Genomic DNA, 17,571 nt, shown 5'->3' on the forward strand with positions numbered 1-17,571 from the left:
AAAGAGTATCAGTATTTATGCTTGATATCTAAAACGGGTTCTATCAGAGATAATATATTGGGTGGAAAAGATGAACCTGTTATTTATGATTTTTATTTATATCAAAATGTTTTAAATACAGGTTTGAGGACAGAAGAGTTTATTGATATACAAGAAAATGACTTTGATGGAATTTTGAATTGTATAGAAAAACATTATTGATAGCAGAGTTCAGAGGGCGCAACCCTTTGACGGATTGTAAAGGTAGAGCCTTACGCAAGGTGCAGGAGTAAAGTCTTCGCCTGTGTGCAGGGACAGAGTACCGCCGGGGTCAAGGGGCAGAGCCCTTTGTCAGGTCCAGGGTGAAACTTTGGCCCAAGGAGGTGTGTTGCTTTAGCGACACATTGTATTGGGTTATTATTTGTCACGCTTACACTTAGACAGGACGGCTTCGCCGAAAAGCAAAAAGAAAATTTCATAAAGAATTAGCTTAGGCTGTTAAGAGGAATCGAGAAAAAATCGGCTCTATAATAAAAGTGGAGGGTTCAGAATCCTACGGATTTGAGTGAAACTACCACTTTTTTTAAGTAATTTGCCATATATTTATATAGAATCTAAAAAAAACGGTGTATTTTGGTAGACTTAGATTGATTATTAAGTCATTTTTGGAGTTACTTTTGAAAATGAGCCTTGATGAAAATGCACTTATTTATAGATGTTTAATTAACACAAAAAAATTCCGGTCGTGAATGTCAATAATAGAGCGGATTGCCATGGTGATTGACGTGCTAGAGTGAGTTTATTATGTCTTGTATGTTAGGAGAAATTATTGAAAGCGTTTGATTTATAGAATATACTTAAATAGGTGTTTTTTAGACAAATTATGGGGGATAAATGTATTTTCTAACATCAGTTGAATACGCCAAAAAAAGGAATATTACCCAAAGAATTATGGTAATTTACTATGAAAAAGGAAGAATAGAAGGATCTTTTATGAAAGGCAGAATGTGGTTGGTTCTGGCAAATCTAAGGTGAGTTTATAAAATGAAACGAATAATTATTAAAATGAAGCTTTTTCTCATACGAATAACAAGAATTATTAGTATAATATGTCCTAAATCAGACTTATTATTATATGGACTACTTATTGTGTTGTGGATGGTATTTGGATTTCTATCGAAATACATAACTGATATTCATGGTGATCTGAGTATAACGTATTTAAGAACTCTATGGAATCTTCGAAATTCTATTTTTACGTCGATAGTATTAGCTTTTTCTATAGGTGCATTTAATAATTTACGTGACTATCGGAGATTGTTAAAGCGTCAGCATTTTTTGTATGTTGATTCTATGGATGATTTTGAGTATTTGTTTAGTGCTTTGCTAAAAGACGATGCATGGCAAAAATTTCATGCTCTTTATAATGACAAATGTCAAGAAATAGCCTGGGGATTGATAATAAGCAAAGCAGACTGTGTCAATTTACTTAGCAATGATGTTATTTTTGCTTTTCATACAATTCAGGATCGATTATATAAAATTGATGATCAATTAAAAGACAGTTCATTAATGGTTATAAATGAAGAAATGTTAGCGCTTAGAATATCAGAAGCGAAAAAGCAGATTTCTAAGATAATGATGTCAGAAAGTAGGGATGATTTTAAAAGCATAAAAGAACTGATTGATAATTTGCTTTTTATCCTTGAAGAATTACGGTTTATATGGAGACGGGATCTAATATTGGATCTGGAATTGGTGAAAATGGAACAGAATCCGCAGGAAGATTTTTATAAAAGAATGTGGTTGCCGAATTTTGATATTAAAATGGTTAGAAATTGGTAGTGACGAGACGTTTGTTTTTCTTGCTCTAATAAGGTAATGTGAAATGGCGAAGAATTTAATAGATATAATTTTGGATAAAATATTTGATGAAAACTGGACTGGCAGAAAAACTTGTAGAAAGAGTATTGTAACTAGTTCAATTGCTGGGGCGTAAGGGAAATATACTTCGAAATGAATATCTACCAATGATAATGAAGAAGAGCATTAAAGATAGATGTTATATTCATTGGACAAAAGGAAATTTTGGGAGATGAGAAGAGTTAAAAGCGGACAACGATACAACCAAATAAGCAAAAGAATCGGTTCTATGATCCAATTTTGCAGAAGAAGACTTAAGTAAAATGGATGAGGAATTATGTTGGCGAAGATGTGCTATTGTTTTCTAATATTCTTTTCAGAACGTTGTGAGTAAAAAAAGACGATGTGATCTGAGTTCGTTAAGTGGACAACGAAATAAAGAAGTTGTGTAGTTGCATGAGAAAATTGATAGTACCCTCCTTACTGGGTTGTCCAGTAAGGAGGGTACTATCACATAGCAGTTACCTTTTATATGTTTATCTTTACATTCTGATCGTTTAGTAAAACCTTATAAATAATGTTCAGTATGTCTTGCGTCATTGTGAAGTACGATTGATATGTTTTATGATTCAAGTATCTCATATGGCAATTTATGAATGGCATCCTTGATGGGGGGCTGTCGTTTTCTTGGCATTGTATCCACGTCTAACTTCCGTGTGATTTTTGATTTCCTTCATGAGTAGTGGTTCTCTCAGAATGATTTTGTCTTTTCTGTTATTGAAAAGAAGTCTCAATCTAAACGCTTCGAAATTCCTTGTTCCATGAGCCAATCTTAATAGATCCTTTGGCTTTCTATTGAACCGTTCGACAGGACTATTTGAAATACGTATTTCCTTTTCAAGATTGGGAAGCGCCACAAATGAATTGATGATGGGTTCTCTATACTTGCATAAGAGATAAGCAAAATCCATAAACATTTGTATATCTGATTTTTTGTAAGCCAATATAATCGCATCAAGTTCATCATTTATCTGAGGATTGCTTCTACCTGTACGCTTATTGAAATTTATATACAATTCCTTCAGGTCACGCATCTTTTCAAGCTTGTAATCAATTCTAAAGAGACGTTTTTCAATCTCTGTCGTAGACATGGTTTTCTTATAGAATCGATTGGGTTTGGTCGGGTTGTTGTAATAGATCACTTCATCGTTATTCTTCAAAATAAGGAATCTATATCAGGGGAATTTTGAAACTTCTATTCAATGTCTCCGAGGATTTAAAAATCACTTGAATACTTGTATTGCCAAGTGACTCTTCAATAAATTTGTTGTACTCATCAATCTATTTTTAGTATACCATCATGTATTTATCATTAGCTTTGTAATCAATATAAGATCTAAAGGGATTGCTGATTTGTTAACTATCTTTTTTGAGTTTTTCTCCCATATTCTAAGAACAGTAAAATCTTTTAAGAATATTATTGGTATGGATAATCTGATATTTATGGCTACTATCATTTGTAGCTTTTCTACGAGGAATTTTGTGGTTTATAAAACAATGATTTAATGGTATATTCAAAGAAAGTATAATGTCATGAATTAAATTTTGTAACAAGGGAGTGATTTTAATGACAAATATAAGTTTTGAAGAGTTTTATTATACTGAAGACAATCAAATTCATAATTTATATGAGATACAAAAAGAATACGAGCAAAATAATGGAGATATTTCAAAATATCGAGGTCAGATGTTTTGCCCAGAATGTAAAAAAGCTGAATTACGATTTACACATAAGACAAATAAAAAACGTGCGTATTTATCCAAGATTCCCTTATCCGAACATGCTAAAGATTGTATATTTAAAAATGGTTACGCAAGCAACAGTGAGATTATACAATTTGTTGATAATTTAAGTAAGGAGAAGGTACAAGATAGGTTAGAAGCAACATTAAATCAATTATTGCCTAAAAAAGTAAAAGAAGGTCATGATGCAAGTAATGAATTTAAAGATAATCCTTTAATAATTGAGATAAATAACAAAAAAGATACTAGCATTAGGAAATTAATTCCTAAAAAATCAATAAATAGTTGGTTTGATAAATCTGAAGAAAGTAAAGTATTTATCTTCTATGGACATGTAAAATTAGAAAATAAAAAAGTTAGAACTAGAGATGGTATCTGTTATGAATTAATTGTAAAAACAAAGCAACAAAATGAATGGAAAAAAAAGACAAGTATTTTTAGGAATAGGAATAAAGATGATATTGATACGGAAAGAATTTATGATATTGCAGTATTAGGAAAAATTGAATTTTATAAAAATTTTCCGCAAATAAAAACTTTAGATTTTGATTATATAAAGTTTAGGTAAAAATTTTTTGTTGTAGCTGTATCATATGATTAAAAGAGATTCTTTGTAGATTTTAGAATGATTATAGAAAAAGGGCGGCATTGAGTGAGAGATATAGCTGTTATTATAAGAGATAACATATTACTAATATACAAAGTAAATAATTAAAATTATCGTATTGTTGGAGCAATGCATGTTGGACAATTAAGCCAAGATGTAGAATCTGTGAAATAAAAGTAGAATTAAAGTTAAGTGTCTAGTAGAAGATTTGCTGTTTATTATTGAGAATCGATTTGATTATAAATGATCACTACTTCATACGAAAAAAATTATTATAATGTTGGAGTAGTTGAAGAATTTTCTAAACATATTTAGAGGATATAACACATGAGCCTAAATGGATTCCAATTAATGAAATGAATCAATTTGATATAAAATTTTAGCTTTTAATGATTGAATTATCAAAATGGGACTATTTTATTTAGTATATCGATATCGGATAATATAAGTAATGTAAAATAAACTCTATTCAATGACAGTAGAAATGTCATAATCAAAATACTGAAAATATTTCTTGAAACAACGTTAGCTTATGAGCTGACGTTTTTTATAATGTGACTTATTATATAATTAAATCATTGAAGCTATCAAAGCATAATGAAATACCCACTTACTTAATGCAATATGATAAAATAAAAACATAAGCATTAAGAAAGGATAACTATGAAATATAAAGCAATATTATTTGATAATGATGATACCCTAATGGACTTTCAAACAGGAAATAAGAATGCGATAGATTTATTAATGGATGAATTAGGGTATGATCATCCAGATAGATATAATCAATATGAAAAGATCAATATGCAATGCTGGAAAGCATTGGAGAAAGGTGAACTCGATCAGAATCAAGTTAAATATGAAAGATTTAAACGCTTTTTAGATAAGTATCATATAGAAGGTGGTTATCGACAAGTTGCAGATAGATTTGCCCAACTTCTAGGAAAAGAGAATACTCTTTTGCCAGGAGTTGAAGAGACACTTAAAACAATTAGTAAAAAACTTCCCATCATCATTATTACAAACGGCATTACTGTCATCCAAAAAGCAAGATTTCAGAATTCTTTGATAAAAGAATTCGCAAAGAAGATAATTATTTCAGAAGAAGTAGGGATATCAAAACCAGATCCAGGCATATTCAAAATAGCACTTGATTATATAGGAATAAAACCAGAAGAGGCTTTAATGGATGGTGATGGCATAGAAAGTGATATAAGAGGAGCTAACAATGCTCACATTGATGTTTGTTGGATGAATCCAACAGGGAAAAAGCGACCTGAAGAATTACATGTAGAATATGAAATAAAGACAATACAAGATTGTATAAAAATAGCTCTAATAGACAAGGAGAGATAATCATATGCCTTTTCAAATAGTTAGAAACGACATTACAAAAATGCATGTTGATGCCATAGTGAATACAGCAAACCCTATGCCAGGATATGGTGCAAGGATAGATAGTGCTGTCTATGAAGCGGCAGGTAAAGATAAGCTTTTAGCAAAGCGTCATGAAATAGGTCCTATTGAATCTGGTACATCTGTTATTACTGATGGTTATAATTTACCGGCAAAATTCATTATCCATACAGTGGGAACAGCTTGGCAAGGCGGTAAAGCTGGTGAGGAAGATATTATTAGAAACTGCTATCGAAGCGTGTTTGATGTTGCGGTTAATAACGATATTGCGAGTCTTGCTATACCACTTTTAGCTTCAGGTAGCTATGGGTTTCCTAAAGGCATTGCTCTAAGAATAGCATTGTCTGAGATTGAAGCATTCATGTCGGAGAGTGATATGGATGTTTACTTAGTTGTTTTTGATGAAAAGTCAGTATCACTGTCATCGGAACTATATGGAGACATTGATGAGTATATCAATGACAATTATGTAGAAGAAAAGAATCAAGAAGAGTATCCGGATTCATATGGTAGAACTGAAAGCGTTGTACAGAGGTCTGAATCTTTTGCAGGCGGATTAGCTTCTATTGGCGCTGTTCCAAGATTTTTAAAAGCCAACAAGGCTCAAAAGAGACAGAAAAAGGGTTCAAGTAAAAAAGCTGGTGCGATTGAGGATTCATTTGAGGATGAAGAGGAAATGCTTTCTTCTGATATGTGCTTATCAGCACCGATATTAGAGGAAGAAAGAAGCCTAGACGATGTTGTAAATAATCTAGATAAAACCTTTATGGAACTTGTTTTTTCATTTGCTGATGCAAAAGGACTTACTGATGTAGAAGTTCAAAAGAAGGCTAATCTTGATAGAAAGGCGTTTTCTAAGCTTAAATGCGGAACTACAAAGAATCCTAGTAAATCCACAGCTCTTGCTTTAGCAGTAGCTTTAGAATTGGATTTAGATGATACAAAGGATCTTCTTTCGAGAGCGGGATTGGCATTGTCTCCATGCAGTAAGCAGGATGTTATAGTGCAGTATTTTATCGAGAAAGAAGCATATGACATATATGAAATTAATGTAGCTCTTTTTGAACATGGAGAACAATTGCTTGGTACACAGGCTTCGAAAATGTCGCCTGGCAAGTGACCTGCATAAATGCATATAGAGATATGATTACCTCAGAAACAAGCAAATAAGTTAATTACGGAGGTAATCACTATGAGAGAAAACTTAACAGAAATCGTATTTATTCTTGACAGAAGTGGCTCTATGAGCGGACTTGAATCGGATACTATTGGTGGATTTAATTCCATGATAGCTAAGCAGCAGAAAGAAGAAGGAGAGGCTATTGTTTCTACCGTTCTTTTTGATGATGAAACAGATGTAATTCATGACAGAGTAGCTATTGGTGAAGTAAAGAAGCTTACAGAAGAAGATTATTATGTTCGCGGCTGCACAGCGCTTTTGGATGCGGTAGGTGGAGCAATTCATCATATCGGTAATGTTCATAAGTATGCAAGAGAAGAGGATAGGCCAGCAAAGACGTTGTTTGTTATTACAACAGATGGTTTGGAAAATGCAAGCAGACATTATTCATTCAAGGATGTTAAGAAACTAATCAAACGTCAGCAAGAAAAATATAACTGGGAGTTTCTTTTCCTTGGAGCCAATATTGATGCTATAGAAGTTGCCGGAAATATGGGCATTAGTAGAGATAGATCAGCAAATTATAATTGTGATGAAATAGGAACAGCCCTTAATTATCAGGTTCTTGAAGCTGCCGTAACACGAGTAAGAAAATGCAAAGCTGCAGATATGGCTATGACATTTGCAGGTGGCACATGGAAAGCAGACATTGATCGTGATTACGAGAAGCGTGGTAAGAAGAACGGAAGGAGGGCAAAATAATGATTGGTGCAATTATTGGATATATTGTTGGTAGTCCTTATGAATTTGATCGCAGTGAGAAGATAAAGGATTTTGGCCCATTATTCATAGATGAATCTGAATATACAGATGATTCTGTTATGACAATTGCCGTAGCAGATGGCCTTATGAAAGCTGGTCTTAATTGCGATAACGAAACAATTAGACATGAAGTAATAAAGGCAATGAAGACTTGGGGGCGTAAGTATCCAGGAGCTGGATACGGAGGCAGATTTATTTGGTGGCTACAGCTTGATGACGAAAGTCCATATGGGAGCTGGGGCAACGGTTCTGCTATGCGTGTATCTTCTGTTGGATGGCTTTATGACACCATAGATCGTACAAGAGAAGTAGCAAGGATTACAGCAGAGGTTACTCATAATCATCCTGAAGGAATAAAAGGTGCAGAAGCTACAGCTTCAGCAATTTTCATGGCTCGTACAGGAAAATCAAAGGATGAGATTAAGAAGTATATTATAGATGAGTTTGGATACGATTTATCAAGAACACTTGATGAAATACGACCTGCTTACCGACATGTAGAAAGCTGCCAAGAAACAGTTCCTGAAGCCATCACAGCCTTTTTGGAAGGAACTGATTTTGAGGACGTAGTTCGATGCGCAGTATCTCTCGGTGGAGATTGTGATACGTTAACTTGCATTGCAGCTGGAATTGCAGAAGCGTTTTATGGCGTTCCGGAAAACTATAAAGAAGAGGCTTTATCTCGGATTGAACCGGATATGCGTCAGGTATATGAGCAATATATGAAGCATAGAAAGTAAAACTTAGTATGGGGTGATTATTACGAAGAGATTTAAAACAAATTTTACAGAAGAGGAATTGAAGAAAGCTCTTTTTTCAAATAAAGGTAAAGCTGAAGAAATACTTAATGATGCAAATAAATGGAAAAAGTTTAAGATTAAAGAAGTTATCAGATTGAAAACAGGCTATTTATAATTTAATCTATGAGAATAAACATTTTACTGTAGAGCAGGTTATGGCTGAGTTTGATATTTCAAGGGAAACAGTATTTAGAGACTATGCTAAGATAAAGAAAATCACAGGTGCTGTTTATGATAAAAATGAATCTGTGTGGAAATTATAATACTGAGTCTCATATTAGTCTCATCAAAATGAGACTTTATGAGACTTAGTTATAAAATCTATATATGAGACCTAAAACAAAAAGCGGATTCAAAATAGTACACGTTACTATTGACATTTAGTCACTGGTAAAACAGCAAAATCTATTCTTGTGAGCTGCGGTGCAAGACTTGCTCCATTTGATATTGCAGAGCTTCGAGAAATCACAAGCTACGATGAATTGGGACTGGACACCTTGGGAGATAGAAAGACAGCATTATTTCTCATTATGAGTGATACAGATGCTACCTTTAATTTCTTGATTTCCATGGTCTACAGTCAGCTTTTCAATTTGCTTTGTGAGAAGGCCGATGATGTGTACGGTGGTAGACTTCTAGTCCACGTTAGATGCCTCATCAATGAGACAGCCAATATCGGGCAGATCCCGAACCTGGAGAAGCTTGTAGCAATTATCTGAAACCGTGAGATTAGTGCGTGCCTGTTTTTACAGGCAAAGTCACAGCTAAAAGCTATCTATAAGGATAATACGGATACCATCATTGGAAATATGGATTCCCAGTTGTTCCTCGGTGGTACGGAGCCGACCACGCTGAAGGATTTATCCCAGTTCCTTGGAAAAGAAACCATCGACATGTATAACACTGGCGAGAGCAGGGGCAACAATCCATCCTACTCTATGAACTATCAGAAGAGTGGAAAGGATCTCATGACCGTGGATGAAATCGCAGTCATGGATGGTGACAAGTGCATCCTGCAGCTTCGAGGTGTACATCCGTTTTTGTCGGACAGATATGATGTAACTCAGCATCCACTTTATAAGAAGACTGGCGAGTATGATGAGAGGAATAAGTTGGATATACAACAGTTCTTGCATCAGGAGATTAAGGTGAAAAGTGGAGAAATGTTTGATGTGGTGAGGGTTTAGGTGAATTTGAGCACCTCTTTTCAGTTGAAATCGTGTATAATATATTGTTGTGAGAAGAAGTGCAAGTTTCTAAAAATAAGCGAGGGATTATAATTTTATGGGAGAAAATAAAGAGATTAAAGATTTTAATATTTACTATTTGAATTTTTCAAAAGTGTATGAAATGGCGATGATTATTAACAATCAAATAGTAAAGTCTTTGCAAAAAGAAAAAGGTACTTCAGATGAAAACACTTACTCTTTTAATTCTGAGATAGGTGCTTCAGCTGGAGATGGATTCTTAACTTCTGTTAAATCTTCTATTTCATCAGATTATTCCGAAAAACATACAACAAATTCTAAAGTGGTTGAGTCAATAGAAGTTCAAACTACTAAATCGACGTTGCTTCGTAGGATTTTGACATATTGTAAATCTGCAAAAACTATTACAGCTGATGTAAATGAAGGGGATCTAATAAAACTGGACAATGTAAAACTCCAATTATTAGATGAAGAGAGTTTAAGACAATTTCTCGTATTAAAAAGAGATGCTCTTAAAGGCCTTCGAGTTGAGGGTATGGAAGTTAATAATATTGTTTCATCAGTGCTTCAAGACTATTCGTATGTATTAGTTGGTAAATTAGAAAATGAAGAAAACAAGAATGATATTCTGATAAAAATTCCTATGGAGTCACAGGCAGAATTTGAGAACAAATACAAAGTGGATGACATTCTTATTGGAAAAGTATCAATAATTGGTATTTATAAAGGAAAGGTTAATGAAGAGACAATCACAGCCAATACATTATCTTTTTTTAGAGAAAGAGGTGAGGAGGAGGCTGCAGAGCATCAAGATAGAATCATAAAGAGCAATACATCAGGAAACAAAAAAAACAATATTAATAAACAATATGGGGTGTACGATTATTTAGATGTTTTTGCAATTATACAAGATGTTAACTTTAAAGAAATAACACAGCCTCAAATAAAGCTTCGTTGGTGGAATAGGTTCGGATTATGGTTGGCAGGAGTTGGAAGAAAGTATGTTGGGTAAAGAGTTACTTGTTTATAGAAATTCAGAAGAATTACGAAGATATGTTTCTGAAGAAGAACGTTTAGTTACAAATTTCAATTTTGGAGGAACACAAAAACTATTAAATTCAGATGCGAATATTGTAATAGATATCTCATCTATGGTGAGCCATGTTAAAACAGTGTCATGTGACTGTATTTCTGCAGAAGCTAATTTAGATTCGATGGAAGATGAAACTACAGTTATAGTACGAGAAAATTCTGCGGATGATGCTATTGAGTTGTTTCCTTTTTATTTTGAACGAAAAAGGTATCTTTACGATTTAAAAAAAGAAGAGATTATAATAAAGGATATTCAGAATAAAACTATATACACATATGAATCTAATGAGGATTTGATAAAGCTAAGAGACTATTGTATGAATCAAGGAGGCCATATTATTTCTTTTCCGATGGCGAATAGTGTTTTGACTGTCGATTTTGATCCAACCAATTCTGCTATGGATATTTTGATTGACTTAACATCTCTTGCTTATGCAATAGCAGATAATAAAAATATATTGTACTTGTCAGAGCAGTTATTAGCCTTAGAAAAAAAAGTTAACTATATAGTAAAGGTCGATAAAGCAGATAAAATCCTTGAGTATTATCCACTCTATTTTGACAAACAGGAAAGTATAAAAATGCTTTTTCCTGATGTGAAATTAGATGAAACTGTATCAAAAGAAAAAAAGCTAGTTCGAGTTATTGATAATGATATTAATTTAGATTATGTTTATGGGCATATTAATTTAAATCTATTTGGACATTCAAACTTCAAAGCTGAATTGAAAAAAGGGCTACATAATTTTGTTCGGTTGTTTAAAGCAGGAGAATTACCTATTTATTCTATTTTTTTATTTGGGAAATCTGGTATAGGTAAAACTGAAGTTGCAAGATTATTATCGGAAGCCTTAGGTGAAGATACATATTTGGCCAAAATAAATTTCCAAAACTATAGTAGTCAGGATGCACTTAATAGTTTGATTGGAAGTCCTGCAGGTTATATTGGATGTGAGCATGGGGAATTAAGTGAAAAAATCTCAAAGAGTAAAGTCGGTGTTCTATTATGTGATGAGTTTGAGAAAACTACTAGGCCTGTTTTTTCCTTCTTTTTGCAGTTGCTAGAGGAAGGAAAATTTACAGATTCGTTAGCTAGAGAGTATGATTTAAAAGGATATATTGTAATATTCACGTCTAATCTTCAAACGGAATCTGAATATAAAAAGGTTATTCCACCTGAACTTCAGACTAGATTTGATTTAGTATGTGAGTTTGAAGAACCTTCGAGAGCTGATAAAGAATCATATTTGTCGTATTTACTTGAAAAAGCTAAAAATAAGATAGAAGGGGCGGATAGATTACAAGAAGACTCATATAGAAAACTTACAAATCTTTCAATGTATAGTTCTTCTTCCTTGAGAGAACTAAAGAAAGAATTTAATAATAAGTTATTGAGTTTCATTGATAATAGTATATAGATTTTTACATAGACCATTACCTCTGGGGACGCCCAGATTGATATGTACTGGTCTATTATTATGCCCATTTTTAGCACAAGGAATGGACATGAGCCGAAACTATTAATCTATTTTCAAGAAAGGAAAATTCGGGAGCTCGTGACTTCCGAATGAAGGTACGAACTATGAAGGTGTGGAAATTTTTGAAGGGATGTTGGATGAAGGTATTTGTGAAGGCTGCGAGAATCCGAAAGGGTATCAAAATGGCATTTTTCAATTCAGCAATCACAGTATTACAGACACTTGTTATCGCACTTGGAGCAGGCCTTGGTGTATGGGCTTTGTAAACCTTCTTGAGGGTTACGGCAACGACAACCCTGGTGCGAAGTCACAGGGGATGATGCATCTTATTCCATGTTTGATGTAAGAATATAGAAAGAAAGGATGCTAAATCGGACTCAGGGATGCGAACTGTATCTACTCCTCAAATTTGAGGAGCAGAAAAGCAATGATAATATTACAGTGGATATAGGGCAACCGCCCTAAAGTTCCCCTATAGTTCACCCAAAGTTCCCTGATGAAGCACCTATTTGGATAAAATCCAAAGTGCTATTATTATACTATGAAGTCATAGAAGAAGCCGCCGTAGAGCGGCCTCTTTTTGTCGTTATGGATTGTTACTGTATGTTACCGATAGTTACCGTCTGTAACTGTTCAGAGATTATGTGGAATGCTATGGTTATGATAGTTGGTTAAATCATTTATTATTAGCGACATGTAATACTACAGGCTTTGCGACAGAATGTCTTATTTTGTCTCGTTTTGTCTTGTCTCGTCCGAGATTGAACATTTAAAGAGAAAAACAGTAAGGGTATCATTAAATTAGAAGTGCTGAGTGCATTTAAAGGGCACTAACTGTCCACTATTTGTCCACCTTTTGCCCCCTTTCTGTCCCTTTATGGTTTTAATAGAGTAAAACCATAAAAACTTTTGAAATTACGTTATAGTCTGTTAATTATAAAACACTTGCTATTGTTCAGATAGATGAATATAATGTTCTTTTGAGGTATCATTTATGGAATATATGACTACAACAGAAATATCTAAAATATGGAATATATCATCTAGGAGAGTTGCTATTCTTTGTGAGCAAGACAGGATTAATGGTGCTATTAAGAAAGGTAAGATGTGGCTTATTCCTGATGATGCTGAAAAGCCAAATGATGCTAGAAAAAAGATTAACGTGATTGGAGAGATTTAAATGCTAAAAGACAATACTTTAACTTATATAAGTCTTTTCAGCAGTGCTGGTGTCGGGTGTTATGGCTTTAAAAAAGCTGGCTTTGAATGCATTGCTACGAATGAAATAATCGAAAGACGATTAAAGGTACAACAATTTAATAAAAAATGTCGTTTTGAAAGCGGATATATTTGTGATGACATTACTTTAGACGAAACGAAGAGTAAAGTCTTTGCAGAAATGAAAAGGTGGGAGAAACTTGGCAATGACAGAGTAGATGTTTTGATTGCAACACCACCTTGCCAGGGAATGTCTGTAGCCAATCATAAGAAAGCGGATAATGAGATTATTCGAAATAGTCTTGTGGTTGAATCTATTAGTATAATAAAACAGGTAAAACCTAGATTTTTTATTTTTGAGAATGTTGCAGCATTTATGAAAACCGGATGTACTGCTCCTGACGGAACAATTAAGGCTATTGGTACAGTCATCAGCGAAGAATTATCCAAAGATTATACTTTTGCTGATAGAATTCTTAACTTTAAGAACTATGGTTCAAATTCGTCTAGGACTAGAACAGTGGTTATTGGTGTAAGTAAAGAGTTGTCTGAATATATTTCGCCAATTGAGCTGTACCCTTCTTATCGAAGTGAAACAACGTTAAGAGAAGTTATCGGTAATATGCCGGCTTTAGATTGGGGTGAAATATGTGAGTCTGATTTTTATCATGCATTCAGGACATATCCTGAGGATATGCGTTGTTGGATACATGATTTAAAAGAGGGGCAAGGAGCTTTTGATAACGAAGATCCTTTAAAACGTCCGCATAAGGTTGTTGATGGTAAGATAGTGCCAAATAAACAAAAGAATGGGGATAAATATACAAGACAGTATTGGGATAAAGTAGGTCCATGTATTCATACAAGAAACGATCAATTAGCAAGTCAGAACACGGTTCACCCTGTTGAAGATAGAGTGTTTTCAATACGTGAATTGATGAAACTTATGACCATTCCAGATGATTTTAGATGGGTGGACAAGTCTTTAGATGAATTGAATGCTCTTACTCCTATAGCAAAGAAAAGGCTTCTAAAACAGGAAGAGATCAAAATTCGTCAAAGTATTGGTGAAGCTGTCCCTACAACAATATTTAATCAGATTGCATTGAATATAAAGAGCTTTTTGTCGCTAGGTCATCCATCTACTGCTGAGGTCAATAGAATAATTGAGACTACTAAGCTAGAGAATGTGGTTGTTCTCAAAAATTTTATAAAAGATAATCCCTTAAAGTTAGGTGGAGCTACTTTGGCAAGAATTGCAGAATTGACTAATTCTAAAAGGGAAAATAATTCAGCATACTACACAAATAAATTTATTATAAATGAAATGTATAAGAGATGGCCTGATTTTGAAAAAGACGAAGTCTTTATTCTTGAACCATCTGTTGGTGTAGGAAACTTTTTGCCATTCTTATATCGCAAATATGAATATGTGAAAAAACTACATATCGATGTATGTGATATTGATGAGAACAATATTGAAATCTTGAAGTTGTTAGTGGAAAAATATGGCTTGCCTAAGAATGTTGAACTTAATTATATATGTGATGATTTTTTATTACATGACATGAATAAAAAATATGATTTGGTAGTAGGAAATCCACCTTTTACAAAATTAAAGGCTTCTGATGCCAAGAAGTATTTGGAGAATAATGTCAATAAAGATACAACAAATATATCTGAGTTCTTTTTAGAAAAGGCAATGCGTATTTCGGATAATGTTGATTTAATAATGCCAAAGGCAATATTAAATACTCCGGAGTTTTCTGTAACAAGAGATATGCTTAGTAAAGTCAGAGTGGCCTGTATTCAAGATTATGGAGAAAATGGATTTAAAGGAGTTTTAGTAGAAACAGTATCATTGTTAGTTATGCCAAATGAAGCTCCCTCAAAAACAATTGTTGAGTCAATGACATTAGGTATTGAGAATACTGTTAAACAAAGTTATATCATGGATGATACATATCCATATTGGATCATTTATCGTGATGATTTTTTTGATGCAGTTTCAGAAAAGTTACAGTTTAATGTATTTACTGTGTTTAGAGATAGGCAAATAACCAATTCGAATACAAATCAAGAAAGGACACCTACATCAATAAGAGTTTTGAAATCAAGAAATATAAGTGATGACGGAACAAAGGTATTAGATATTAATGGTTATGACTCTTATATGGAGATGGATGTTGCAAAAAGTCTAAGTGCATATAGATATGTTGGTAACGATGAGGTATATCTGACGCCCAATATGACTTATAAACCTAGAGTAATGAGAAATAAGGACAACGTGATTGTAAATGGTTCAATTGCTGTTTTAATTCCTAAGAATGAAATGGAGCTCTCTGAATATCAGATGAAATATTTTTCAACTGATGAGTATAGAAAGTTTTATCAAATTGCTAGAAATTATCAAACAAGATCATTGAATGTTGATGCATGTTCTGTGTTCTTTTATGGGGTATTAAAAGAAAATAAAGATTACGCAAGATGTGAGAAGCTTGCTATCGCTAAATAGGAGACAAGTAGGAAATGATTAAACTAGATTATCAAACAAATAATCCTCGTTGGGGATGGTCGGGGATTAAATATTCATCATGGGAAAAATATGCATTTTGTTTAGGATATTTAACGAATATTCAGCACTATAGAAATAATAGTGATTCAGGTCTCATTGATTTACATGTAGAAGGAAATCATATTCAAGGAGCCTGGGGAAAAGAAGGTCGTATACATTATTACGGGGATCTAAAATTTTTAAAAAATAATTTCCCTGATTGGGATGCTAATCGTAGTGCTGGAAATGCAAGTGTGACATGTAGAATGAATTCTAATGATTATATGTACTCATTAGTTACTGATTATGGATTTGAAATTGTATCATATAATGATATGACAACCTGTGATATTTTTCCACCAAGTCACAACGCATATAATACAGTCTTAAATAGGATGTTAGCTGAAATACCGAGAAATGCAGGCGATATGGATAGAATCGCTAATGCATTTGCTAAGGGATGGGGCTTGAAGTGATTATATGGTAACTATAGAGTATATAGAGGAGTTTTTAAATCGTCATGATTATGACGTAAGAAAATCTCATAATGGAAGATGGATAGATCAAAAATGCACGATGGATGTGCTGTGCTTGGTAGCTGATTGTATTATTGAATATGTTAATAGACCAGGTAATGAAAAATTTTGCGTGACGGATATTTGGTTTGATGAGTATTCCGTAGAAAATGTGCAGATGATTTTTGCAAAACCTGATCCTTCAAAAAAAGCATCTAACGAATATGACAAGTATTTTGGCCAACCAATAAAACTGTTAGATGCAGCTGGAATAATTCAAGGTAAAAAAGAAGGTCAGAAGTATATTTATGAAGTTGTTGACTATAAACTTCTTGAGTATATTAGTTTTAGAGAGCGTAATAGCTATACATTTTTATGTATGTATATAGAAAAGGTTCTCAAGGATAGCGGAATTTATCATTTATTTGAACACTTCTTTAGATTACAGAATAAAGATGCTTTTGCAGATTTGAAAGATGGATATACCTCATTCACGATAGAATACACACCTATTAACGGAAAAACTGAATGTGGAAGAATATTTACAAAAATCTTGAATCCATTAGCTTCTAAGTATAAGAAATGTGGTACGGAAAGAGGACATATTTCTAAAGATGTCATAACGCAAGATATGCTTAAGTATAATCAGAGAAATTGGAGAGATATTTCATCTGAAAAGCCAAAAGATATGACTAGGGTGGATTATCAAGTTACTATACCTAATTCTGATCAGGATAGTATGACTAATTACAGAATCGCAAGGGCTAAGAAAAATCTTAGAAGATTTAACGATACTTATAGAGGCGGAATTACAGAGGTAAGGGAAGAGAGACATTTACAGGATCAAGCCACTCAAATGCATCATATTTTCCCTGTAAACGAGTTTCCGTCTATCGCAGATTATTTAGAGAACTTGATTGCTTTAACACCTACACAACATTTTGGATATGCTCACCCAAATAATAATACACAATATATTAGTAAAGAGTATCAGTATTTATGCTTGATATCTAAAACGGGTTCTATCAGAGATAATATATTGGGTGGAAAAGATGAACCTGTTATTTATGATTTTTATTTATATCAAAATGTTTTA

General features: G+C 33.4%; 14 protein-coding genes and 3 pseudogenes. 16 read left to right on the top strand and 1 reads right to left on the bottom strand.

Annotated elements, in window-relative coordinates; genetic code table 11:
• Together J6L95_RS09310 and J6L95_RS09315 are read left to right on the top strand one after the other, a co-directional pair.
• A pseudogene (locus J6L95_RS09310) lies at window positions 1-201 on the top strand (restriction endonuclease); the annotation flags it as partial.
• Window positions 202-1,023: 822 nt separating this feature from the next.
• Entirely contained in the window at window positions 1,024-1,824 is an 801-nt protein-coding gene (locus J6L95_RS09315; protein ID WP_287458932.1) for a hypothetical protein, read from the top strand.
• 668 nt (window positions 1,825-2,492) lie between these two features.
• Here the strand turns inward: J6L95_RS09315 and J6L95_RS09320 are convergent.
• Window positions 2,493-2,993: a transposase gene (locus J6L95_RS09320; protein WP_287458933.1), complete on the bottom strand. Its 501-nt coding sequence runs from the start codon at window positions 2,991-2,993 to the stop codon at window positions 2,493-2,495.
• Between the two features lie 476 nt (window positions 2,994-3,469).
• Here J6L95_RS09320 and J6L95_RS09325 point away from each other — a divergent pair, with 476 nt between their 5' ends.
• From J6L95_RS09325 to J6L95_RS09390, 14 genes and pseudogenes are all read left to right on the top strand, one after another.
• The gene (locus J6L95_RS09325) at window positions 3,470-4,213 is read left to right on the top strand and encodes a hypothetical protein (protein ID WP_287458934.1); all 744 of its coding nucleotides are present in this window, start codon (window positions 3,470-3,472) and stop codon (window positions 4,211-4,213) included.
• Window positions 4,214-4,915: 702 nt separating this feature from the next.
• Window positions 4,916-5,608: a YjjG family noncanonical pyrimidine nucleotidase gene (locus J6L95_RS09330; protein WP_287458935.1), complete on the top strand. Its 693-nt coding sequence runs from the start codon at window positions 4,916-4,918 to the stop codon at window positions 5,606-5,608.
• Window positions 5,609-5,612: 4 nt separating this feature from the next.
• Window positions 5,613-6,788 (top strand): macro domain-containing protein, encoded by a 1,176-nt coding sequence (locus J6L95_RS09335; RefSeq protein WP_287458936.1) that lies wholly within the window; start codon window positions 5,613-5,615, stop codon window positions 6,786-6,788.
• 72 nt (window positions 6,789-6,860) lie between these two features.
• Entirely contained in the window at window positions 6,861-7,550 is a 690-nt protein-coding gene (locus J6L95_RS09340) for a vWA domain-containing protein (protein WP_287458937.1), read from the top strand.
• Complete coding sequence (locus tag J6L95_RS09345) at window positions 7,550-8,350, top strand: ADP-ribosylglycohydrolase family protein (protein WP_287458938.1); 801 nt, start codon at window positions 7,550-7,552, stop codon at window positions 8,348-8,350. The genes J6L95_RS09340 and J6L95_RS09345 overlap by 1 nt, the downstream gene beginning before the upstream one ends.
• A 167-nt stretch (window positions 8,351-8,517) precedes the next feature.
• A complete protein-coding gene (locus tag J6L95_RS09350) occupies window positions 8,518-8,673 on the top strand; it encodes a DeoR family transcriptional regulator (protein WP_287458945.1) in 156 nt (51 codons plus the stop codon).
• Between the two features lie 117 nt (window positions 8,674-8,790).
• A pseudogene (locus tag J6L95_RS09355) lies at window positions 8,791-9,597 on the top strand (VirD4-like conjugal transfer protein, CD1115 family); the annotation flags it as partial.
• A 97-nt stretch (window positions 9,598-9,694) separates the two neighbouring features.
• Window positions 9,695-10,630 carry a hypothetical protein gene (locus tag J6L95_RS09360; RefSeq protein ID WP_287458939.1) on the top strand — a complete coding sequence of 312 codons (936 nt, stop codon included), beginning with the start codon at window positions 9,695-9,697 and terminating at the stop codon, window positions 10,628-10,630.
• The gene (locus J6L95_RS09365; RefSeq protein WP_287458940.1) at window positions 10,620-12,128 is read left to right on the top strand and encodes an AAA family ATPase; all 1,509 of its coding nucleotides are present in this window, start codon (window positions 10,620-10,622) and stop codon (window positions 12,126-12,128) included. The genes J6L95_RS09360 and J6L95_RS09365 overlap by 11 nt, the downstream gene beginning before the upstream one ends.
• Before the next feature lie 242 nt (window positions 12,129-12,370).
• Window positions 12,371-12,534, top strand: a pseudogene (locus tag J6L95_RS09370) (Maff2 family mobile element protein).
• A gap of 648 nt (window positions 12,535-13,182) precedes the next feature.
• The gene (locus tag J6L95_RS09375) at window positions 13,183-13,368 is read left to right on the top strand and encodes a helix-turn-helix domain-containing protein (RefSeq protein ID WP_287458941.1); all 186 of its coding nucleotides are present in this window, start codon (window positions 13,183-13,185) and stop codon (window positions 13,366-13,368) included.
• A complete protein-coding gene (locus tag J6L95_RS09380; RefSeq protein WP_287458942.1) occupies window positions 13,369-15,921 on the top strand; it encodes a DNA cytosine methyltransferase in 2,553 nt (850 codons plus the stop codon).
• Window positions 15,922-15,935: 14 nt separating this feature from the next.
• Window positions 15,936-16,436: a hypothetical protein gene (locus J6L95_RS09385; RefSeq protein ID WP_287458943.1), complete on the top strand. Its 501-nt coding sequence runs from the start codon at window positions 15,936-15,938 to the stop codon at window positions 16,434-16,436.
• 4 nt (window positions 16,437-16,440) lie between these two features.
• Window positions 16,441-17,571 (top strand): restriction endonuclease (locus J6L95_RS09390; RefSeq protein WP_287458944.1); only part of this gene is annotated, 1,131 nt, incomplete at its 3' end.

The organism is Kandleria sp., from assembly GCF_017934775.1.
GTDB classification, from domain to species: Bacteria; Bacillota_I; Bacilli_A; order Erysipelotrichales; family Coprobacillaceae; genus Kandleria; species Kandleria vitulina.

What these genes read in the sequence shown, in the direction of transcription:
- J6L95_RS09330 (WP_287458935.1), top strand. Translation starts at nt 4,916, where the DNA reads ATGAAATATAAAGCAATATTATTTGATAATGATGATACCCTAATGGAC.
- J6L95_RS09335 (WP_287458936.1), top strand. Translation starts at nt 5,613, where the DNA reads ATGCCTTTTCAAATAGTTAGAAACGACATTACAAAAATGCATGTTGAT.
- J6L95_RS09320 (WP_287458933.1), bottom strand. Translation starts at nt 2,993, where the DNA reads ATGTCTACGACAGAGATTGAAAAACGTCTCTTTAGAATTGATTACAAG.
- J6L95_RS09365 (WP_287458940.1), top strand. Translation starts at nt 10,620, where the DNA reads ATGTTGGGTAAAGAGTTACTTGTTTATAGAAATTCAGAAGAATTACGA.
- J6L95_RS09385 (WP_287458943.1), top strand. Translation starts at nt 15,936, where the DNA reads ATGATTAAACTAGATTATCAAACAAATAATCCTCGTTGGGGATGGTCG.
- J6L95_RS09345 (WP_287458938.1), top strand. Translation starts at nt 7,550, where the DNA reads ATGATTGGTGCAATTATTGGATATATTGTTGGTAGTCCTTATGAATTT.
- J6L95_RS09340 (WP_287458937.1), top strand. Translation starts at nt 6,861, where the DNA reads ATGAGAGAAAACTTAACAGAAATCGTATTTATTCTTGACAGAAGTGGC.
- J6L95_RS09315 (WP_287458932.1), top strand. Translation starts at nt 1,024, where the DNA reads ATGAAACGAATAATTATTAAAATGAAGCTTTTTCTCATACGAATAACA.
- J6L95_RS09375 (WP_287458941.1), top strand. Translation starts at nt 13,183, where the DNA reads ATGGAATATATGACTACAACAGAAATATCTAAAATATGGAATATATCA.
- J6L95_RS09360 (WP_287458939.1), top strand. Translation starts at nt 9,695, where the DNA reads ATGGGAGAAAATAAAGAGATTAAAGATTTTAATATTTACTATTTGAAT.
- J6L95_RS09325 (WP_287458934.1), top strand. Translation starts at nt 3,470, where the DNA reads ATGACAAATATAAGTTTTGAAGAGTTTTATTATACTGAAGACAATCAA.
- J6L95_RS09380 (WP_287458942.1), top strand. Translation starts at nt 13,369, where the DNA reads ATGCTAAAAGACAATACTTTAACTTATATAAGTCTTTTCAGCAGTGCT.